Origin of the sequence: uncultured Romboutsia sp. (assembly GCF_958366745.1) — a bacterium.
Taxonomy (GTDB): Bacteria; Bacillota; Clostridia; order Peptostreptococcales; family Peptostreptococcaceae; genus Romboutsia; species Romboutsia timonensis.
Window position 1 is genome coordinate 1 of sequence record NZ_CATXCO010000033.1, and the last position, 15537, is coordinate 15537.

The window sequence follows — 15537 nt, forward strand, 5'->3', positions numbered from 1 at the left end:
TTTCCTATAGCCCTTAGTATGTATTTACTTGTGAGGATTGAAGGGAAGCTACAAATACTATCTGATAGTATAAATGAATTATCTAAAAATATTATAAGTATGAAATAAAATATAAACGACCATAAAACTATTTTTATAGTTAGAATAGTTCTTGGTCGCTTTAATGACTTTATTAGTTTAAACTTCTTATATCTATTTAATCCTATAGTACTTCACTACTAATAATTTACTAATTAACTCGTTGTGCTAGTTAGATTTAATTATTGAAAATACTAGAGTTTAGAATAGTTTATATTCTTTGTAAAAAACTTTATGTAGTAATTTCAATATGTGTAGTAAAATAACTAGCACAACAGATTAATTAAATTTTTCTATAAAATAACACATAGTAGTCTAAAGTCTATCACTAACTTTTAAATTTTATAATAAATCACATATAAATAACATAGTTTCATCTGAGTTATATTCTTTATATTCATTTTTATTTTCTATTTTTTCACATAATTTATTTTTTAAATCTGTCATAGTATTTATTCTATTATTATAATTTACATTTTCCTTTTTGTATTCTTCTAATTTATGATTTTTTATAAAGTTCATATCTCTATAAATATAGCTAATGTGTATATATAAATCCTCATTTATGTATCCTACTAAATCATATGAAAATTTATTCCATACCTGTTCTTCTAAACTTTCTAAATGTTCTTTTATGTTTCTATAATCTTCTTTTTTTATATTATTATTAATAATTTTTAGTATAGATATATTATAATCAATTTCTATAATAAGTAACTTTATTATTTTTTTATATTTTTCTTCTAAATTTATTAATTCATCAGATAACTCTTTTTTTCTCTGAACTCTAAAAACTATTAATGATCCTATTACACCTATAAACCCTCCAACAATACTACCTAATGCTCCTATTATAGCTGCTTTCATACTTTCGTCTTTTAGTAAGTTAATTATCAGTTCCATCCAAATTTAGCATCCATTAAGCTACCTATCGTATCAAATGTTATTCCATATTTTTCCATTTCAGATAAAGTGGTGTTAGAGGGACTACACTTTCCCATTATATCATCAATCATATATGAATTATTAGCATTTATTTTTTTACAAATTTGAGGTCTCTCCAATAATTCAAAATATACATATATTTTATCCTTATTATTATTTATAGGAATAGTTTTATTACTCTCATCACATATTATATCTACATAAAAATCTTCTATATTGTGTCTACTATTACAGTATTCACAATCTATATACATCTTCATTTTAAAAAGTTTTTGTTTGCAGCCTAAAACAAAGAGCTTTATTGACTTTTCGTAATTCATTTTCATTATAATAGATAATCTTGCAGGATCTAAATTTAGACGCTCCCTTGAAGTTGTTTTATTTCGTATAAATTCATCTAATTTTTCTATGTCTGTCTCTGTTATATTATAAGTAATATGATCATTATCTTGGAGAATATTGTATAATTTTTTGCAATACATACCTATCCATCCTTTCATTAAAATAATTATTTTTTATGATAACTTTAAATTTACCCTGTTTTTCATTATTAAATACAACATTTATTCTATCATTATTTTGGTCCAACCATTGGATATTAGCTTCTTTTATATTTCTACCTCTCTCCATACTAGCTTTTATATCATAGAAAGTACTTGTATTTAATAACGTTTCTTTTATCGTTGTAGATTTAACTCTTGTATTTCCTATGGAGTCATCTTCAAACTTTACTCTATTGACATATCCATCAACATTATATAGGTTTTTGATTTCAAGAGGAGTTAAATTTTGAAGCCTATTTTGAGATATTAGCTTACAGTATGAATTTTTTATATTATTGATTATAATTAAACGCTCTTCGTCATTTATTTCATTCTCTGGTAACTCCTCATTCCATATCAATACCGATTGCTCTATATTATCACCTATTGATTCATCTATCTGTCTATAAAAGTTATTCAAAACTGTATTATTTACATAATCTACTATATTATAAATTGTCATTCTATAAAAATTATCATCATTTCTAACCAATCTCATATCTATTTTATTAAGTATATATTCTTTTATTAAGTCATATTGCTCATCAACTTTAAAATCACTATGTATAGTATCCATATTTCTCATCCTTATAATAAGCAAATTATTTACTGTATCTATGGTTATAGAATAATATATATATACTCCTTCATCATCACCATCTGCTTCATTTGACATACATGTTGCCAAAATAATGTCTATTCTATCTACATTGTTCATTTGATCTTTATGTATATTATAATGTAATAACTTATGTTCATCTATATTTATCTTTCTACCTATGCAGTCATCGGTAAATGATTGATCAGTGAATAATCTGCCATTCGTATATTCATTAAAACTATTAATGATTTCTATAGCTATTCTTTCATCGTTAATATGATTGATATTTTCATCTATTTTTGATATATATATATTCCTTTGCATTCCATAAAGAATTTCTCGTTCTAAAAAACTTCTTTTTTCTTGGTTATCTATTGTATTAAATAGTGAGACTAAACGCTCATCATTTTCATTCCAATTAAAATTAATGTTATTTTCCCTTATAAAGTTTTTAACTGATTCTTTATACAGATATCTTAAAACTTCTATATCTAACATACTCCACCTCCAAAATGTAAATATATATACTTGTATTTTAACATAGAAGTAGTTTTTTTTACATAATTTTACATTTATGAGGTGTAATATTATTTAACATAAATTATATGTTATATATCTATAATCACTTTATGTAATCTATCCATAAATCCTATAATTTAGCCTCTTCCCCTTCATCTCAACCAAACAACTACCGCACATCTCCATAAGCCTACTACCAATAGCCTCATCAACTGCCATAAGCTCACTAACCCCAAGCTCACAACTCACAATAACAGGCAACCCATTCAAATATCTAAAATTCAAAATCTCAAAAACAATATTAACATCACTCTTACTTATACCACCCTTAAACAAATCATCAATTAAAAGTACCCTACAACTTTTATACCTTCCCATAACACGATTGTAGTAAACCTCATCCATAATATTTTGCTTAATACCAGTAACAACTTCCCTATACCCCATATACAAAACACCAACACCACTATCCATAAGCTCATTAGCAATAGCAAGACTAAGGTGGGTCTTGCCTGACCCAACCTGTCCAATAAACATAATAGAATTATCCCTATCCTTTTCCTTATCCTTAAAATTCAAAGCATATCCTGTAGCAATTTTATATCCATCCATAGTAGCCTTGTCCCTACTAAAATCAAAATTATCAAATCTCTTCTTCCTAAATGCCTCACTTATACCACTTCTTCTTAATATATCCTCACAATCCCTCAAAGCCTTACACTCACACTCTCTAGCTTCACCATCTTCAACTATATAAGTAATATCTCTGCACTTATCACACTTATATTCACTTACCTTTTCTAAGTTCATCAAAGGATCTTCTAGCTTCTTCAAGTTGCTCTGGTGTTGGTTTTCTATAAATGCTTTCATCCTCATTTTCAAGCTCTGTGGCATATTTAGATTTTCTATACTCATCTTTATACTTTCCATCACTAACACCCCTATTTCTAATTCCAACCTCATATGCTTTTAAATCTTTAAAAGTCCTTATATTATTATCACTCCACTGCTTTAAAATCCCACTTATATAGCCCTTATTACACTTACCTTTATCAGTAGCAATTTCTATAGCTCTTTTAAACATCTCATAATCAATGCTTTCTGAAATATCAATTAACCAATGTGCAACAATACCATTTATAAGTCCTACATTTTGCTCATACAAAACTTTAAACTTATTTATATTATTTAAGCTCTCATTAAAATATTTTTTATCTTCATCAACATACTTACTATCATTTTCTTTTTCTTTTTCCCCATAGTCATACTCCAAACTATCATCTACTATAGATGTGGGTATAGATACACTATCAATACCCATATCAAAATTTATATTACTAGTATCAATACTGTATCCATACCTATCACATTCTTTTAAAAACAAATTTATAAGCTCTTTACTCTTAATATTAGAAAGTTCTTTTTCTATACATTTCTTCACCTTAGGACTTACAACTTTATTATGCTTAATCCAATTCTTAAGAAATATCTCCTGTGTTTCTTCACAATAAACTATTTTTTCATACTCACCAAATCTATTTAATAGCTTCTCAACAGTTTCTCTGTTGTATCCTGTTTCAGTTTCTATAATTCTTCTATGAAGCTCATATATTCCACATTGGCTTGTCTTAGAATTAGTCATAAGATAAATATAGAAATATTTTTCCTCTGGAGTTAAATCTAGAACAAAACCATCTTGCCAGTAATTAATATGAATATGCCTATATACAGCCATTAGCACTTCCCCCTATTAAATTTTTTGAACCTATAAGTCACAACTTATATATTCCTATCAAGTATCAAACTTTCATCTGTATCTATAGATTCAACCAATAACATATCACTATCAATACTATTTTTTACACTTTCATCAAAAGCAACTGCCTTTTGCATTTCAATACTTAATGGTGCATATTTAAGTAACTTCTTTATGACAGTTTTCTTTGCCATAGAGTCAAATTCTTTCTCCCATATTCCACCCTCAAAATTCTTAGAATACTTCTTTCCATGTTCCATTACTTCATCTTTAGTCATAAATACAAAGCTATATCCACTTGGCTCTAAATGATAAACTGCATAATATCCTATAACATCACCTCTATCTCCCGTAAGTAATGGCTTGTGTGTAAGCTTTTGTTCTAGTCCGTAATCTATATCAAACTCATCATTTTTTCTAACTTCATGAGCATATAAAGTCTTTATCTTACCACTTCTATGTGCAAGCTCTAGAAGTCCTTTATATCCTATTTGAAACTGTACTTTATCCATTCCTTTAACTTTATATGGTATTAAATATGCTTGTCCAAGTGGTGTATTTGGTTCAAGTCCAAGTTGAGCACTTTGCATCATAGCAGCTATAAAAGTCATTGGATCACAAGTTTGAAGTTTTGGATTTGAGTTAAAAGCAGTAAGTGCTACTCTTTGAAATCTTTCACTAGCTAGTTGACTTGGAAGAGCTACTTGTATTTCATTTTTCATCTTTATCATTAATTGTTTCATAGCATAACTTGGACTTACAGTTACACCTTTTCCCTTAGCTTCATTAGTTTGTAAAGCTTTCTTTAAATTCGTCATTATATTTCTCCCCTTTAAAAAATTATTGAATTCTCAAACATTTAAACCTACAATAATACCTATACAATACTATTGGAGGTTGTTATGTTTAAAAAGTTTTTTTCATTATCTAAAAATAGATCTAACATATTTGCTTTAATTGGATTATTACTTATATTTCTAAGCATATTCTATGTTGGTACACCTTTATTACTTGCTGGCATTTTAATTGCATGGATACCTGATATATATAAAGCTATTGTTGAATTTAAGCAATCTAGAAAAATCAATACTATGTTGACATCATGTTCTATACTATTTATTCTACTAGCTTTAATTTTAATTATTGATTATCTTATAATCTAAATACTCTAGAGGTAGTAGTTTTCATACACTCTGCTGCTATCTCTGGATATTCTTTCTTTAACTTTTTAGTATCTATAGTATTTCTACTTTGTTTTTTCCAAGTAATCCTTCTATCACCAATAAAGCCAACTTCATATTCCTTCATCTGAACCTGTATATACTGCTCAATCTTTTTTCTCTCAACTTCAATTTCTTTATAAATCGCTGTTATTTCATCATATCTATCTAACAACTTTTCCTGCTAAAACAAAATCAATTCTTCATCCTTGCTATCTTTATATAATCCTTGTAAAACAATAGAATAATCAAGACTTCCATCTGGAGCAGGTATTTCTGCACCTAATATACACTTGTCCCAAAACATAGCTTCAAGCTTCATTATTTCATCTATAATTTCTTCATCTCTATCTATCCTATGAATTATAAGTTCTTCATTTCCAATAAGAGCTGCAACATAACAATGAGTTGCTCCTGTTACTGCCATATAATGATTTACTTGTATCTGATAATGTATTGGCACTCCCATTTGCCACACCTTTTTTGAATAACTATTTGTAACCTTACATTCTAAAAAAGCTTTTTCTCCTACAACTGCTCTATCAATATTTGCTATTGCAAAAGGATACTTATCATTTTTAAGAATTCCATTTACATTTCTAACTTTTAGACCTGTTTTTAAACTAAATTCATTAGCAACAAAATCCTCTAACTTATTCCCTAGCTCCATCCTATAGTTTGCTTCTTCATTAGAATTATCTATTTTGCACCCATTAATATTTTTGTCTGACATACTAACTCCATGTATATAATCAACCTTCTCAATATATACACTTACTGAACTTTTATATGGGTTAAGTCCAAGTATACTTGCTGCATCACTTCCACCAATTCCACATTTTCTAGCTTCTAACCATTGTTCTTTACTCATATCTTTAGTTTCATGAACTATGTATGCATCTAAATATTTTCTCATTTGTTTCTCCCCTATCTCATTTGTAATATTTATTATTAAAAATACTAAGCCTTTGCTTCACTACTCTTTAAGTTTGATTCTAACTTTTTAAATGCTTCCTCCAAAACTTCCTCTGGATACTTCTTCCTTAAAATATTAATAAACCATTTAGCTTTAGCCATCTCTATATTATTAAGCTTTTCTGTATCTGTAGGAAAAACCTCAATAACTTTAATCTCCATAATAAGCCCCCTATATAAAGTTGTTATACTAATTTATGAAATTAAGGGCTTGTATTGATACAACTTTTATTAAAAGCTGAACTTATCCATGAAGTATAATTGCCCCTTACCAGTAATTAAAGTCGTAGTTGAAATCACTTCTCCCTCAAGTGTTCTAACTACTCTTTCTTCAACTGTAAACAGCCCTTGCTTAATATAACTTTGCTTAGGTATATTTTTATCCTTTCCACTTTTTATAAGGTATCCATTATCTCTAAACCAACTAAATAATCTATTTCTACCTACCTCTATGTCATTATTGCTTAGAATCTTAGCAAATTGCCCTATAGTTATTGCATCTTCACAAGTTGCTAAACTCTTACCAAAATCTGTGTATGGTTTATCCATAGCTATTGTATTTTCTAGCATTTTAGCTTTTTCTTCAGCTAATCTCTTTCTTTCCTTTTCTTCTTTTAGCTTCATTGCCAACTCAATTAAGAAATCTGGATTTTCTAAAGTTTGATTTATTACATCCTCATTCATGTATGCACCATGTTTTCGTATATTTGGTAGCACTTCTTCCATAACCCATTTTTCAAACCTTTGAGCACTTGGTAACTTTGATTTCATAATTAGTCTATATACATTACCCTCATTTATATATTTTCTTTTGAAATATTGTATAGAATCACTACCATCAGCTTTTTTACCAGTTACTACCCCTGTGTCGTGAAATACGACGCCGGCCTCTGTACAATGTCTAGCTATTGCATCCCTTGGGTTTAAGTACCCTAACATAGTTGCTACATGTATTCCATCCATATATTCTTTACCGTCTTTTACAATTACACTTAATTGACCAAATTCAGCATTTTCAAATCTCTTTAATAAAGCCATAATACCTACCTCCTAAATTTGTTACCCTTTGGTAACTTTATTTGTAAAAAAATATTATTAACTTCATTTAGGCTAAGCTTTAAAACCTCACTTACCTTAGCAGCTTCTTCTAATGAAAACTTATTTTTTCCATTTTCTTTCATATTGTAACTTTTAGTATTTATACCTATTTTTTTAGCAAGTTGCTCTTGTGTTAATCCATTTAAAATTCTTTTTGCTTTAAGTTCCCTAAGTTCCATTTCCTTCCCCCTTATACTTATTTTATTTATGTTATTCTTATTTTTCTTACCGTTTTTACAATTACATATTATTACTATTTTTTACCATTGTCAATTGCACTTTTTACAATTATTTTTAAACAAATGTAAGATTTGAGTATTTTTAATTACACTTTTTATAATTTTATTTACTTTTCTGTAATATTATGTTACTATTTTATTACCAAATTATTGCAAAATAATTTTTTAAAAAATATTTTTACACATAGAAATTTACCATTATTACAAGTGATTTTATCTGTGTTACACAATAAATATAAATCAAAGGAGGGGTTTATATTGGAAACTATAGGATATAGAATATCTAAAGCTAGACGTTACATGAACATGAACCAAAAAGAATTAGCATTAAAGGCTAATATTCCAGAAGGTAGTTTATCTAGATATGAAAATGATATAAGAGAACCTAAAGCTCAAGCTCTTGTTCAAATAGCAGATGCACTAAAAGTGTCTACAGATTACCTATTAGGTTTAACTGACGAAATGGAAATTCAAAATAACTCTTTAGCTGATAAATCAGATGAAGAATTTGAAGCAATATATGAAGCGGCTAAAGAAAAATTCACAACTGGTACTGTAATGTTTGACGGTGAACCAGCTACTCAAGAAGCTATAGATAGTATGTTACAAGCAATGAGAATGGGTATGCTTTTAGCTCTAGAAGAACAAAAGAAAAAAAGGGACAAAAAATAAATATACATTATAAAAGGGGCGATATATCTTGTCTAGAGGTGCAAGAATAAAAGAAATAGTTAGACGATTAAAAATAATTTACGGTGATGATAGCCCACTAGAGATCATTAAGAAAAGAAATATAGTACTATGTTATCTAGATGAAAAATCTGTATCTAAAGGTGCTTATAAAAAGTTTTTGGGGACTCAATTTATTTATATAAACACAGGTTTAAGTTTTTTTGAAAAAAGGCTAACTTACACTCATGAGCTTGGACATTCTATAATCCATCCTGATGTAGATACATTTGAGTTAAAAAGAACTGATCCACTGTCTCTAACAAGATATGAAAATGAGGCAAATCTTTTTGCTGCAGAATTCTTATTAGAAGATGATATCTTAGATAAATATCCAGGCGAATCTATATATGATATAGCTAGAAAAGAGTGTGTTTCAGTTGAATTACTTAAGCTTAAAATTAATAATCTTAATATTGATAATATTGACTATGAATGTAGTGAAAATTTTCAAGAATATTATGATTGCGGCTCATACCAAGATTATCAGGATTATTATAGATATCATGGACTTTAATAAAGTAACTTATATATGATGCAATTTAGATATATTAAATAAAATTAATTTTCTATTTGCATCATATATTTTTATATACAGATTTTACTTTTTGAAATATAAGTAATGTGTTTACATATTGGAAATACTATATTTAAGAGTATTTTTAATATAAAACCTTAGGGAGGTTTGACTTATGAAAGCTGCAATTTATTCAAGAAAATCAAAGTTTACTGGAAAAGGAGACTCTATAGAAAATCAAATCCAACTATGTATGGACTATTCAAAATCTATAGGTATAAAAGAATTCTTAGTATACGAAGATGAAGGTTTTAGTGGTGGTAATATAGATAGACCACAATTTAAGAAAATGATGCAAGATGCCAAGGACAAGAAATTTGATTGCCTTGTTTGCTATAGATTAGATAGAATATCAAGAAATGTATCTGACTTCTCTACTCTAATAGAAAAGTTAAATAAATTAGAAATATCATTTATATCTATCAAAGAACAATTTGACACATCAACTCCAATGGGAAGAGCTATGATGTTTATATCAAGTGTCTTTGCACAACTTGAAAGAGAAACAATAGCAGAACGTATAAAAGATAATATGTATGAACTTGCCCGCTCTGGTAGATGGCTTGGTGGTAAAACACCTCATGGATTTACTAGTAAAAAAATATCATTCTTAGATGAAAATCTAAAAGAAAGAAGTATGTATCAACTTGAAGTAAATGATGAGCAAATGGAAATTGTAAAATTAATATTTAATAAATACCTAGAACTTAGATCATTATCTCAACTATATAAATATGTTTACCATAACGGAATAAAAGGTCCTCGTGGTGGTAAATTCGATCCTAGCTCATTATCTGGTATACTTAGAAATCCAGCATATGTAAAAGCTAATGAAGATATATTAGATTACCTTAGAAGTCTTGGTATGGAGGTTGTAGGTGTGCCAGATGGCCAATGTGGAATACTTACTTATGCTAAAAATACATCTAATTCAATAGCAGCTATAGCAAAGCACCATGGAGTTATTGAACCTGATGTTTGGCTTGAAGTACAAAGTATATTAAATGAAAATAAAGATAAAATTCCTAGAATATCAACTGGAAAAACTGCTCTTTTATCTGGCCTTTTAAAATGCGGTAAGTGTGGATCTAATATGAGAATTATGTATAAAGGTAAAAGAAATGACGAGGATTTAAAATACTACTATGTATGTGGTACTAAAAGATCTCTTGGTGTTGAAGGTTGTAACTGTAAGAACCTTAATGGTCCTTTAGTTGAAAACTTAGTTATAGATAAAATTAAAAACTGTAATATAGAATCAGTTATAAATGCTTTTAATAGTAATAAAGCTAAAGTTGATACTGTTTTTAGTGATGTTAGGTCTGAAATTAATTTATTAAAAAATAGTATTTCTGAGAAAGAAAAGCTTATTGGTAATTTAGTTATGGAGCTTGCGAAAAATACTGGTAGTGTTGCTTCTGAGTATATTATTTCTCAGATTGAGAGTTTGAATGGCGAGATTGATACCTTAAAGAGTAAAGTTAGTGAGTTAGAGTCTAGTAGTGTTGATATTAATAGTGCTAGTCTTAATTTAGATATTATTGTTAGTAATTTAAAGAAGTTTAATTATGAGGTTGATGATGCTAGTTTAGATGATAAGAGGTTGTTGTTATCTACTATTGTTGATTCTATTGTCTGGGATGATGCTTCTGGTAATCTTAGTATTGTTTATATGGGTGCTAAGATGGATGATTTAGTTTCGTTGTCTGATGGGTCGCACTTCTGTAGTGATTGTAGAAGCTATATCTATGAGTGATAAAATAATAGTATTATCAAAAAGACCAGCTTCTGTAAAAAGTGTTCATGAAATAAACCTTGTAACAGAAGGAGAAAAAACTCCTCTAAAAACTCGTAAGGTGCCACAATTCCAATACTACTTTGACATTCTATGGAAGGAGTTGGATTCTTATGAAATCAAACAATAACTACTCAGAAGGATATGCCAACTACCTTAAAAACATAAAAAAAGAAAAAGTAAAAGTTTTATTAATTCAAATAGCATTACTTGTTGGAATATTAGTGCTATGGGAAATCCTTGCAAATGCTGGGATAATACAAACATTCTTATTTAGTAAGCCATCTGATATATATAAACTATTTATAAAGTATATATCAAACGGTGAACTTATGAAACACGTTGGCATATCTGTATATGAAACCGTGCTTGGATTAGTAATAGGTACAGTTTTAGGTATACTTGTTGCAATAGCACTTTGGTGGTCTGAAAAATTATCAAAAATATTAGATCCATTCTTAGTTGTATTAAATGCTCTCCCTAAAACTGCCCTTGCTCCTATTATAATTGTTTGGGCTGGTGCTGGAATTCAAGGAATAGTAGTTACTGCAGTTACAATATCAGTTGTTGTTACTATATTATCTGCTTATAACTATTTTATAAATGTAGATGAAGAAAAAATAAAGATGTTAAAAAGCTTTGGCGCTACTAAATCTCAACTATTATTTAAACTTATAATTCCTTCAAATATAGGTAATCTTATAAATCTTACTAAAATAAACATTGGTATGGCATGGGTTGGAGTTATAGTTGGTGAGTTTTTAGTATCTCGTAATGGTTTAGGATATTTAATAGTTTATGGTAGTCAAGTATTTAAATTAGACCTTGTAATGATGGGTGTATTTGTATTATCATTTTGTGCTTGGATTATGTATGAAATTTTAAATATAGTTGAAAAACTATATAACTCTAGAAAATAGAAAAGAAAAAGGAACTCTAATTATTAGAGTTCCTTTTTCTATGCTATTTAACTACTATATACAGGAAGTATTATTATAAACTCACTACCTACACCAACTTCACTTTCTACATATATCTCTCCATTATGAAGTGTTATAAGTTGCTTAGTTATAGTAAGTCCTAATCCACTTCCTCCTTTTTGCTCAGAACTTTCATCTACCACTTGATTAAATCTATCAAATATTATCTTTTGATTCTCTTCACTAATACCTATTCCGTTATCTTTTACAATTATCTTTACTTTATCATCTAAATCTTGTAGTAATACTTCAATTAATCCACCTTCAGGTGTAAATTTAACAGCATTACCAACTAAATTTATAATACATCTTTCTATATCAACTTTATCACATCTAATAACTTTCTCTTCTACGTCTGTATCAAAAATTAACTCAAGTCCTTTTTCTTCTATATAATCTTTCATATCAAGAACAGTTTCTTCAACTAAATAAACTATATCTTCATCTTTTTTATTTATTATATAGCTGTTATTTTCAATTTTTGTATGATCAATTAAATTGTTAATTAAGCTTAATAATCTAGAGCAATTTCTATCCATTATTCCCATATAATAAGAAAGTTTTTCCGGTGTTATAAAATTATCTTTTTTAGTAAATTCTTTTATTAACTGATTAATGCTACTTAATACATTTAAAGGAGTTCTAAGTTCATGAGATAGGTTAACAAAATAATTATTTTTATTTTGCTCTAATGATAATACTTTTTTAAACAATTGTTCATTTTTTTCCATCTCTTTTCTTAACTTATTAGTCCTTTCATTAACTAACCTATCTAGCGTATTTACTTTATGCATATATCTAAGTATTGATATGATTATTAAAATTAAATAAATACATATTGCATAATTACTTCTCCAAATAGGTGGATTAATGGTAAAGTGTACAGAACTTTCATCACTCATTACTCCATGTTGTGTTATAGTCTTTATTTTTAAGGTGTAATCTCCTGATCCTAAATTAACAAATACAAGTGAATTGCTATTAGTCATATTCCACTCATTTTCTAAACCTTCTAATTTATAATAGTATTGAGTTGTTTTTGTATTTTTATAATCATTTGTAAAAAAGTTTATCTTTATATTATTTTCATTAGATTTAAATTTTATATTAGATATATCTTTTTTATTTGTACCATTTATTTCAAAATTATCAAATATAACTTTTGGCTCAAATGTAGATAATTCTATATCTTGTGAATTAAAAACATTAAATCCATTTATACCACCAAAATACATATTCCCATCTTTACTTTTAAAGCATGCTCTTCCATTAAATTCATTAGATTGAAGACCATCTGTAATTGTAAAGTTTTTAAATGTAGCATCTTCAGTAGAAAGTTTAGATATCCCTGCATTTGTGCTCATCCATATACCATTATTTTTATCAACTAATATACCATATATAGTATTATTTATTAGCCCATCTTTTTCTGTATAATGATTAAATTTATCTGTACTTAAATTTAATATATTAATACCATGACTAGTTCCAACTAGTATATTTCCGTATAAATCTTCATTTATATATCTTATTGAATTATTACTTATACTAGAGTCATCATTTTCAATATTTTTATATATTTTATATTCTTTAGTATTTGGATTTATTTTAATTAATCCACCTTCTAAAAAACATCCAATATAATAATTTCCTTTTGAGTCTTCATATACAGCCCTTATAAATTTATCTGATACTCCCATTTCATCAAGTATATAAGTAATGTCTATAATCTTATTATTATTTGTATCTAATATAGCAAGACCTTTATTAGTTCCTATCCATAAATAACCTTTAGAATCTATAAATAATGATCTTATTTTATTTGATGGTAAACCATCTTTAGTTGTATAATTTGTTATCGTATAATTTTTAGCAGTCTTATCATTTTTAACTAAAACAGATAGTCCTTCATTAGTTCCTATAAATATATAGTTTTTAAATCCTGTTATATCTTCTATCAAGTCACTAACAATGTTGCTATTTTCTTTATTTAAATGTTTGATACTTTCTCCATTTATAATATTTACTCCACTTTCATTAGTTCCTATCCATAATGTTTTATCATCATCTTCGTATATACCATGAATTACATTACCACTTATGCTATTGTCTTCATAAGGGTCTAATTTAAAGTGGGTAAAATTACTATTAGGATTAAATCTAGATATTCCACTATACGTGCCTATCCATATAAGTCCACTACTATCCTTTAACAAACAAAATATTTCATCATCAATTAAGCTATTACTTTGGTATAATTTTTTATTATATGTTATAAACTCTTCTCTTTCATAATCAAAAGTACAAAGGCCTTTATCTGTAGCAATCCAAAGTTTACCTTCTGAATCACTTATTATATCTCTTACATTATTACTTGGTATTGAACGCTTACTATTATTATTTTTATAATTTTCTACACTTTTATCATCTAAGTTTATTTTAAATAATCCATTATCTAAAGTACAAACCCATATGTTGCCTTTTGAATCATCATATACGTTATATACATCACTATCTCCAATTGTATCGTGATATGATTTTACTATATTTAAATCTTTATCTAATTCAACTAATCCATTGTCAGTACCAACCCATATATGACCATATAAATCCTCTTCAAGTGAGTATATGTATTGACTAGGAAGTTCCCCTTCTTTATATAAAATTCTAGTAAATTTATCTTTATTTTTATCATATACATTAAGACCATCTATTGTTGATGCAATTAGTCTATTATCTTTTGTACAAAGAAGTTGCCATAAATTGCTATTAGATAAATTTCCCCTATCTTCTTTTGAGTAATAATTTTTTATCTCATCTTTATCAGGATTTATTCTACTTAGTCCCCCTATAGTAGAAACCCATATATATCCATTTTTATCTTCTATAATATCAACAATATAGTTATTAGCTATTGAGTTTTTATCATATTTGTCATGTTTATAATGTTTAAATTCATATCCATTATATCTATCAAGGCCATCATTAGTTCCTATCCATATATAACCTTTACTATCTTGATATATAGTTTCTACCGTAGATTGAGATAATCCATCTTCAATCGTTATGTTCTTAAAATTAAAACTCTCCCTTATATTTGCATAACTTGTACTAATTTTTAGACAAGAAAATATACAAACTAAAATTAAAATTATATTTATTTTTTTATTTACTCTCATAAACCACCTTTAAATATGTGATATTAAATGACACTATTGTTAAAAATTACCATATATTCTATTTTATTATATACTAATTTGTATTTAAATCAATATTAATACTGATATAATTCAATTTTTTAATATTTAGTATAATAACAACTAAAAAAATTTATTATATTAGATTATTAACCTATCAAGTCAAGTTTCATATTGTTAGTATGGTTTATTTTATTCAAAAACTTAGTTAAACTTATAAGTTTATTAGCTATAAAAAATTCGCTTCGCTTGAGCGACGTGTCGGCGAAACACTTCATGTCGCCAA

Annotated in this window: 19 protein-coding genes; 7 read left to right on the forward strand and 12 right to left on the reverse strand. The window is 27.3% G+C overall.

The features are described 5' to 3' along the window. The coding region (locus tag Q5F54_RS13125; protein WP_302334003.1) for a YvrJ family protein at positions 1-108 on the forward strand (108 nt) is incomplete at its 5' end. 312 nt (positions 109-420) lie between these two features. Here the strand turns inward: Q5F54_RS13125 and Q5F54_RS04140 are convergent. The 6 genes from Q5F54_RS04140 to Q5F54_RS04165 all read right to left on the reverse strand — a co-directional run bounded on the left by Q5F54_RS04140 (position 421) and on the right by Q5F54_RS04165 (position 5259). Beyond that, positions 421-981, reverse strand: coding sequence for a hypothetical protein (locus Q5F54_RS04140; RefSeq protein WP_302333992.1), 561 nt, complete (start codon positions 979-981; stop codon positions 421-423). Further along, on the reverse strand, positions 972-1505 hold the full coding sequence (locus tag Q5F54_RS04145) for a hypothetical protein (protein WP_302333993.1): 534 nt from the start codon (positions 1503-1505) through the stop codon (positions 972-974). Before Q5F54_RS04145 ends, Q5F54_RS04140 begins: the two co-directional genes overlap by 10 nt. Then, positions 1468-2664, reverse strand: coding sequence for a hypothetical protein (locus tag Q5F54_RS04150; RefSeq protein WP_302333994.1), 1197 nt, complete (start codon positions 2662-2664; stop codon positions 1468-1470). The genes Q5F54_RS04145 and Q5F54_RS04150 overlap by 38 nt, the downstream gene beginning before the upstream one ends. Positions 2665-2802: 138 nt before the next feature. Beyond that, positions 2803-3495 carry an ATP-binding protein gene (locus Q5F54_RS04155; RefSeq protein WP_302333995.1) on the reverse strand — a complete coding sequence of 231 codons (693 nt, stop codon included), beginning with the start codon at positions 3493-3495 and terminating at the stop codon, positions 2803-2805. Next, the gene (locus Q5F54_RS04160) at positions 3473-4420 is read right to left on the reverse strand and encodes a DnaD domain protein (protein WP_302333996.1); all 948 of its coding nucleotides are present in this window, start codon (positions 4418-4420) and stop codon (positions 3473-3475) included. The genes Q5F54_RS04155 and Q5F54_RS04160 overlap by 23 nt, the downstream gene beginning before the upstream one ends. Positions 4421-4464: 44 nt before the next feature. Beyond that, positions 4465-5259: a recombinase RecT gene (locus Q5F54_RS04165; protein ID WP_302333997.1), complete on the reverse strand. Its 795-nt coding sequence runs from the start codon at positions 5257-5259 to the stop codon at positions 4465-4467. Positions 5260-5343: 84 nt separating this feature from the next. Here Q5F54_RS04165 and Q5F54_RS04170 point away from each other — a divergent pair, with 84 nt between their 5' ends. Next, on the forward strand, positions 5344-5604 hold the full coding sequence (locus Q5F54_RS04170) for a hypothetical protein (protein WP_288523759.1): 261 nt from the start codon (positions 5344-5346) through the stop codon (positions 5602-5604). Here the strand turns inward: Q5F54_RS04170 and Q5F54_RS04175 are convergent. From Q5F54_RS04175 to Q5F54_RS04195, 5 genes are all read right to left on the reverse strand, one after another. Further along, positions 5594-5836, reverse strand: a complete 243-nt coding sequence (locus Q5F54_RS04175) for a hypothetical protein (protein WP_302333998.1) — start codon at positions 5834-5836, stop codon at positions 5594-5596. The two genes, Q5F54_RS04170 and Q5F54_RS04175, sit on opposite strands and share 11 nt — an antisense overlap. A 9-nt stretch (positions 5837-5845) precedes the next feature. Next, positions 5846-6577 carry a YqaJ viral recombinase family protein gene (locus Q5F54_RS04180; RefSeq protein ID WP_302333999.1) on the reverse strand — a complete coding sequence of 244 codons (732 nt, stop codon included), beginning with the start codon at positions 6575-6577 and terminating at the stop codon, positions 5846-5848. 44 nt (positions 6578-6621) lie between these two features. Beyond that, positions 6622-6798: a hypothetical protein gene (locus Q5F54_RS04185; RefSeq protein WP_288306320.1), complete on the reverse strand. Its 177-nt coding sequence runs from the start codon at positions 6796-6798 to the stop codon at positions 6622-6624. 69 nt (positions 6799-6867) lie between these two features. Further along, a complete protein-coding gene (locus Q5F54_RS04190) occupies positions 6868-7674 on the reverse strand; it encodes a phage antirepressor KilAC domain-containing protein (RefSeq protein ID WP_288306321.1) in 807 nt (268 codons plus the stop codon). 5 nt (positions 7675-7679) lie between these two features. Further along, entirely contained in the window at positions 7680-7913 is a 234-nt protein-coding gene (locus tag Q5F54_RS04195) for a helix-turn-helix transcriptional regulator (RefSeq protein ID WP_294570772.1), read from the reverse strand. Positions 7914-8231: 318 nt separating this feature from the next. Between Q5F54_RS04195 and Q5F54_RS04200 the strand changes: the two genes are divergently transcribed. From Q5F54_RS04200 to Q5F54_RS04220, 5 genes are all read left to right on the forward strand, one after another. After that, on the forward strand, positions 8232-8645 hold the full coding sequence (locus Q5F54_RS04200) for a helix-turn-helix domain-containing protein (RefSeq protein ID WP_281537594.1): 414 nt from the start codon (positions 8232-8234) through the stop codon (positions 8643-8645). 28 nt (positions 8646-8673) lie between these two features. Next, positions 8674-9219: an ImmA/IrrE family metallo-endopeptidase gene (locus Q5F54_RS04205; protein ID WP_302334000.1), complete on the forward strand. Its 546-nt coding sequence runs from the start codon at positions 8674-8676 to the stop codon at positions 9217-9219. A 175-nt stretch (positions 9220-9394) separates the two neighbouring features. Continuing rightward, on the forward strand, positions 9395-11035 hold the full coding sequence (locus Q5F54_RS04210; RefSeq protein ID WP_302334001.1) for a recombinase family protein: 1641 nt from the start codon (positions 9395-9397) through the stop codon (positions 11033-11035). Beyond that, a complete protein-coding gene (locus Q5F54_RS04215; RefSeq protein ID WP_281537597.1) occupies positions 11028-11204 on the forward strand; it encodes a hypothetical protein in 177 nt (58 codons plus the stop codon). Before Q5F54_RS04210 ends, Q5F54_RS04215 begins: the two co-directional genes overlap by 8 nt. Beyond that, positions 11188-11994 (forward strand): ABC transporter permease, encoded by an 807-nt coding sequence (locus tag Q5F54_RS04220; protein ID WP_281537598.1) that lies wholly within the window; start codon positions 11188-11190, stop codon positions 11992-11994. The genes Q5F54_RS04215 and Q5F54_RS04220 overlap by 17 nt, the downstream gene beginning before the upstream one ends. 47 nt (positions 11995-12041) lie before the next feature. Here Q5F54_RS04220 and Q5F54_RS04225 read toward each other — a convergent pair whose 3' ends face one another. After that, on the reverse strand, positions 12042-15233 hold the full coding sequence (locus tag Q5F54_RS04225; RefSeq protein WP_302334002.1) for a two-component regulator propeller domain-containing protein: 3192 nt from the start codon (positions 15231-15233) through the stop codon (positions 12042-12044). Positions 15234-15537: the final 304 nt, after the last annotated feature.

What these genes read in the sequence shown, in the direction of transcription:
- Q5F54_RS04140 (WP_302333992.1), bottom strand. Translation starts at nt 981, where the DNA reads ATGGAACTGATAATTAACTTACTAAAAGACGAAAGTATGAAAGCAGCT.
- Q5F54_RS04190 (WP_288306321.1), bottom strand. Translation starts at nt 7,674, where the DNA reads ATGGCTTTATTAAAGAGATTTGAAAATGCTGAATTTGGTCAATTAAGT.
- Q5F54_RS04225 (WP_302334002.1), bottom strand. Translation starts at nt 15,233, where the DNA reads ATGAGAGTAAATAAAAAAATAAATATAATTTTAATTTTAGTTTGTATA.
- Q5F54_RS04155 (WP_302333995.1), bottom strand. Translation starts at nt 3,495, where the DNA reads ATGAACTTAGAAAAGGTAAGTGAATATAAGTGTGATAAGTGCAGAGAT.
- Q5F54_RS04210 (WP_302334001.1), top strand. Translation starts at nt 9,395, where the DNA reads ATGAAAGCTGCAATTTATTCAAGAAAATCAAAGTTTACTGGAAAAGGA.
- Q5F54_RS04220 (WP_281537598.1), top strand. Translation starts at nt 11,188, where the DNA reads ATGAAATCAAACAATAACTACTCAGAAGGATATGCCAACTACCTTAAA.
- Q5F54_RS04215 (WP_281537597.1), top strand. Translation starts at nt 11,028, where the DNA reads ATGAGTGATAAAATAATAGTATTATCAAAAAGACCAGCTTCTGTAAAA.
- Q5F54_RS04180 (WP_302333999.1), bottom strand. Translation starts at nt 6,577, where the DNA reads ATGAGAAAATATTTAGATGCATACATAGTTCATGAAACTAAAGATATG.
- Q5F54_RS04165 (WP_302333997.1), bottom strand. Translation starts at nt 5,259, where the DNA reads ATGACGAATTTAAAGAAAGCTTTACAAACTAATGAAGCTAAGGGAAAA.
- Q5F54_RS04150 (WP_302333994.1), bottom strand. Translation starts at nt 2,664, where the DNA reads ATGTTAGATATAGAAGTTTTAAGATATCTGTATAAAGAATCAGTTAAA.
- Q5F54_RS04185 (WP_288306320.1), bottom strand. Translation starts at nt 6,798, where the DNA reads ATGGAGATTAAAGTTATTGAGGTTTTTCCTACAGATACAGAAAAGCTT.
- Q5F54_RS04145 (WP_302333993.1), bottom strand. Translation starts at nt 1,505, where the DNA reads ATGTATTGCAAAAAATTATACAATATTCTCCAAGATAATGATCATATT.
- Q5F54_RS04160 (WP_302333996.1), bottom strand. Translation starts at nt 4,420, where the DNA reads ATGGCTGTATATAGGCATATTCATATTAATTACTGGCAAGATGGTTTT.
- Q5F54_RS04170 (WP_288523759.1), top strand. Translation starts at nt 5,344, where the DNA reads ATGTTTAAAAAGTTTTTTTCATTATCTAAAAATAGATCTAACATATTT.
- Q5F54_RS04195 (WP_294570772.1), bottom strand. Translation starts at nt 7,913, where the DNA reads ATGGAACTTAGGGAACTTAAAGCAAAAAGAATTTTAAATGGATTAACA.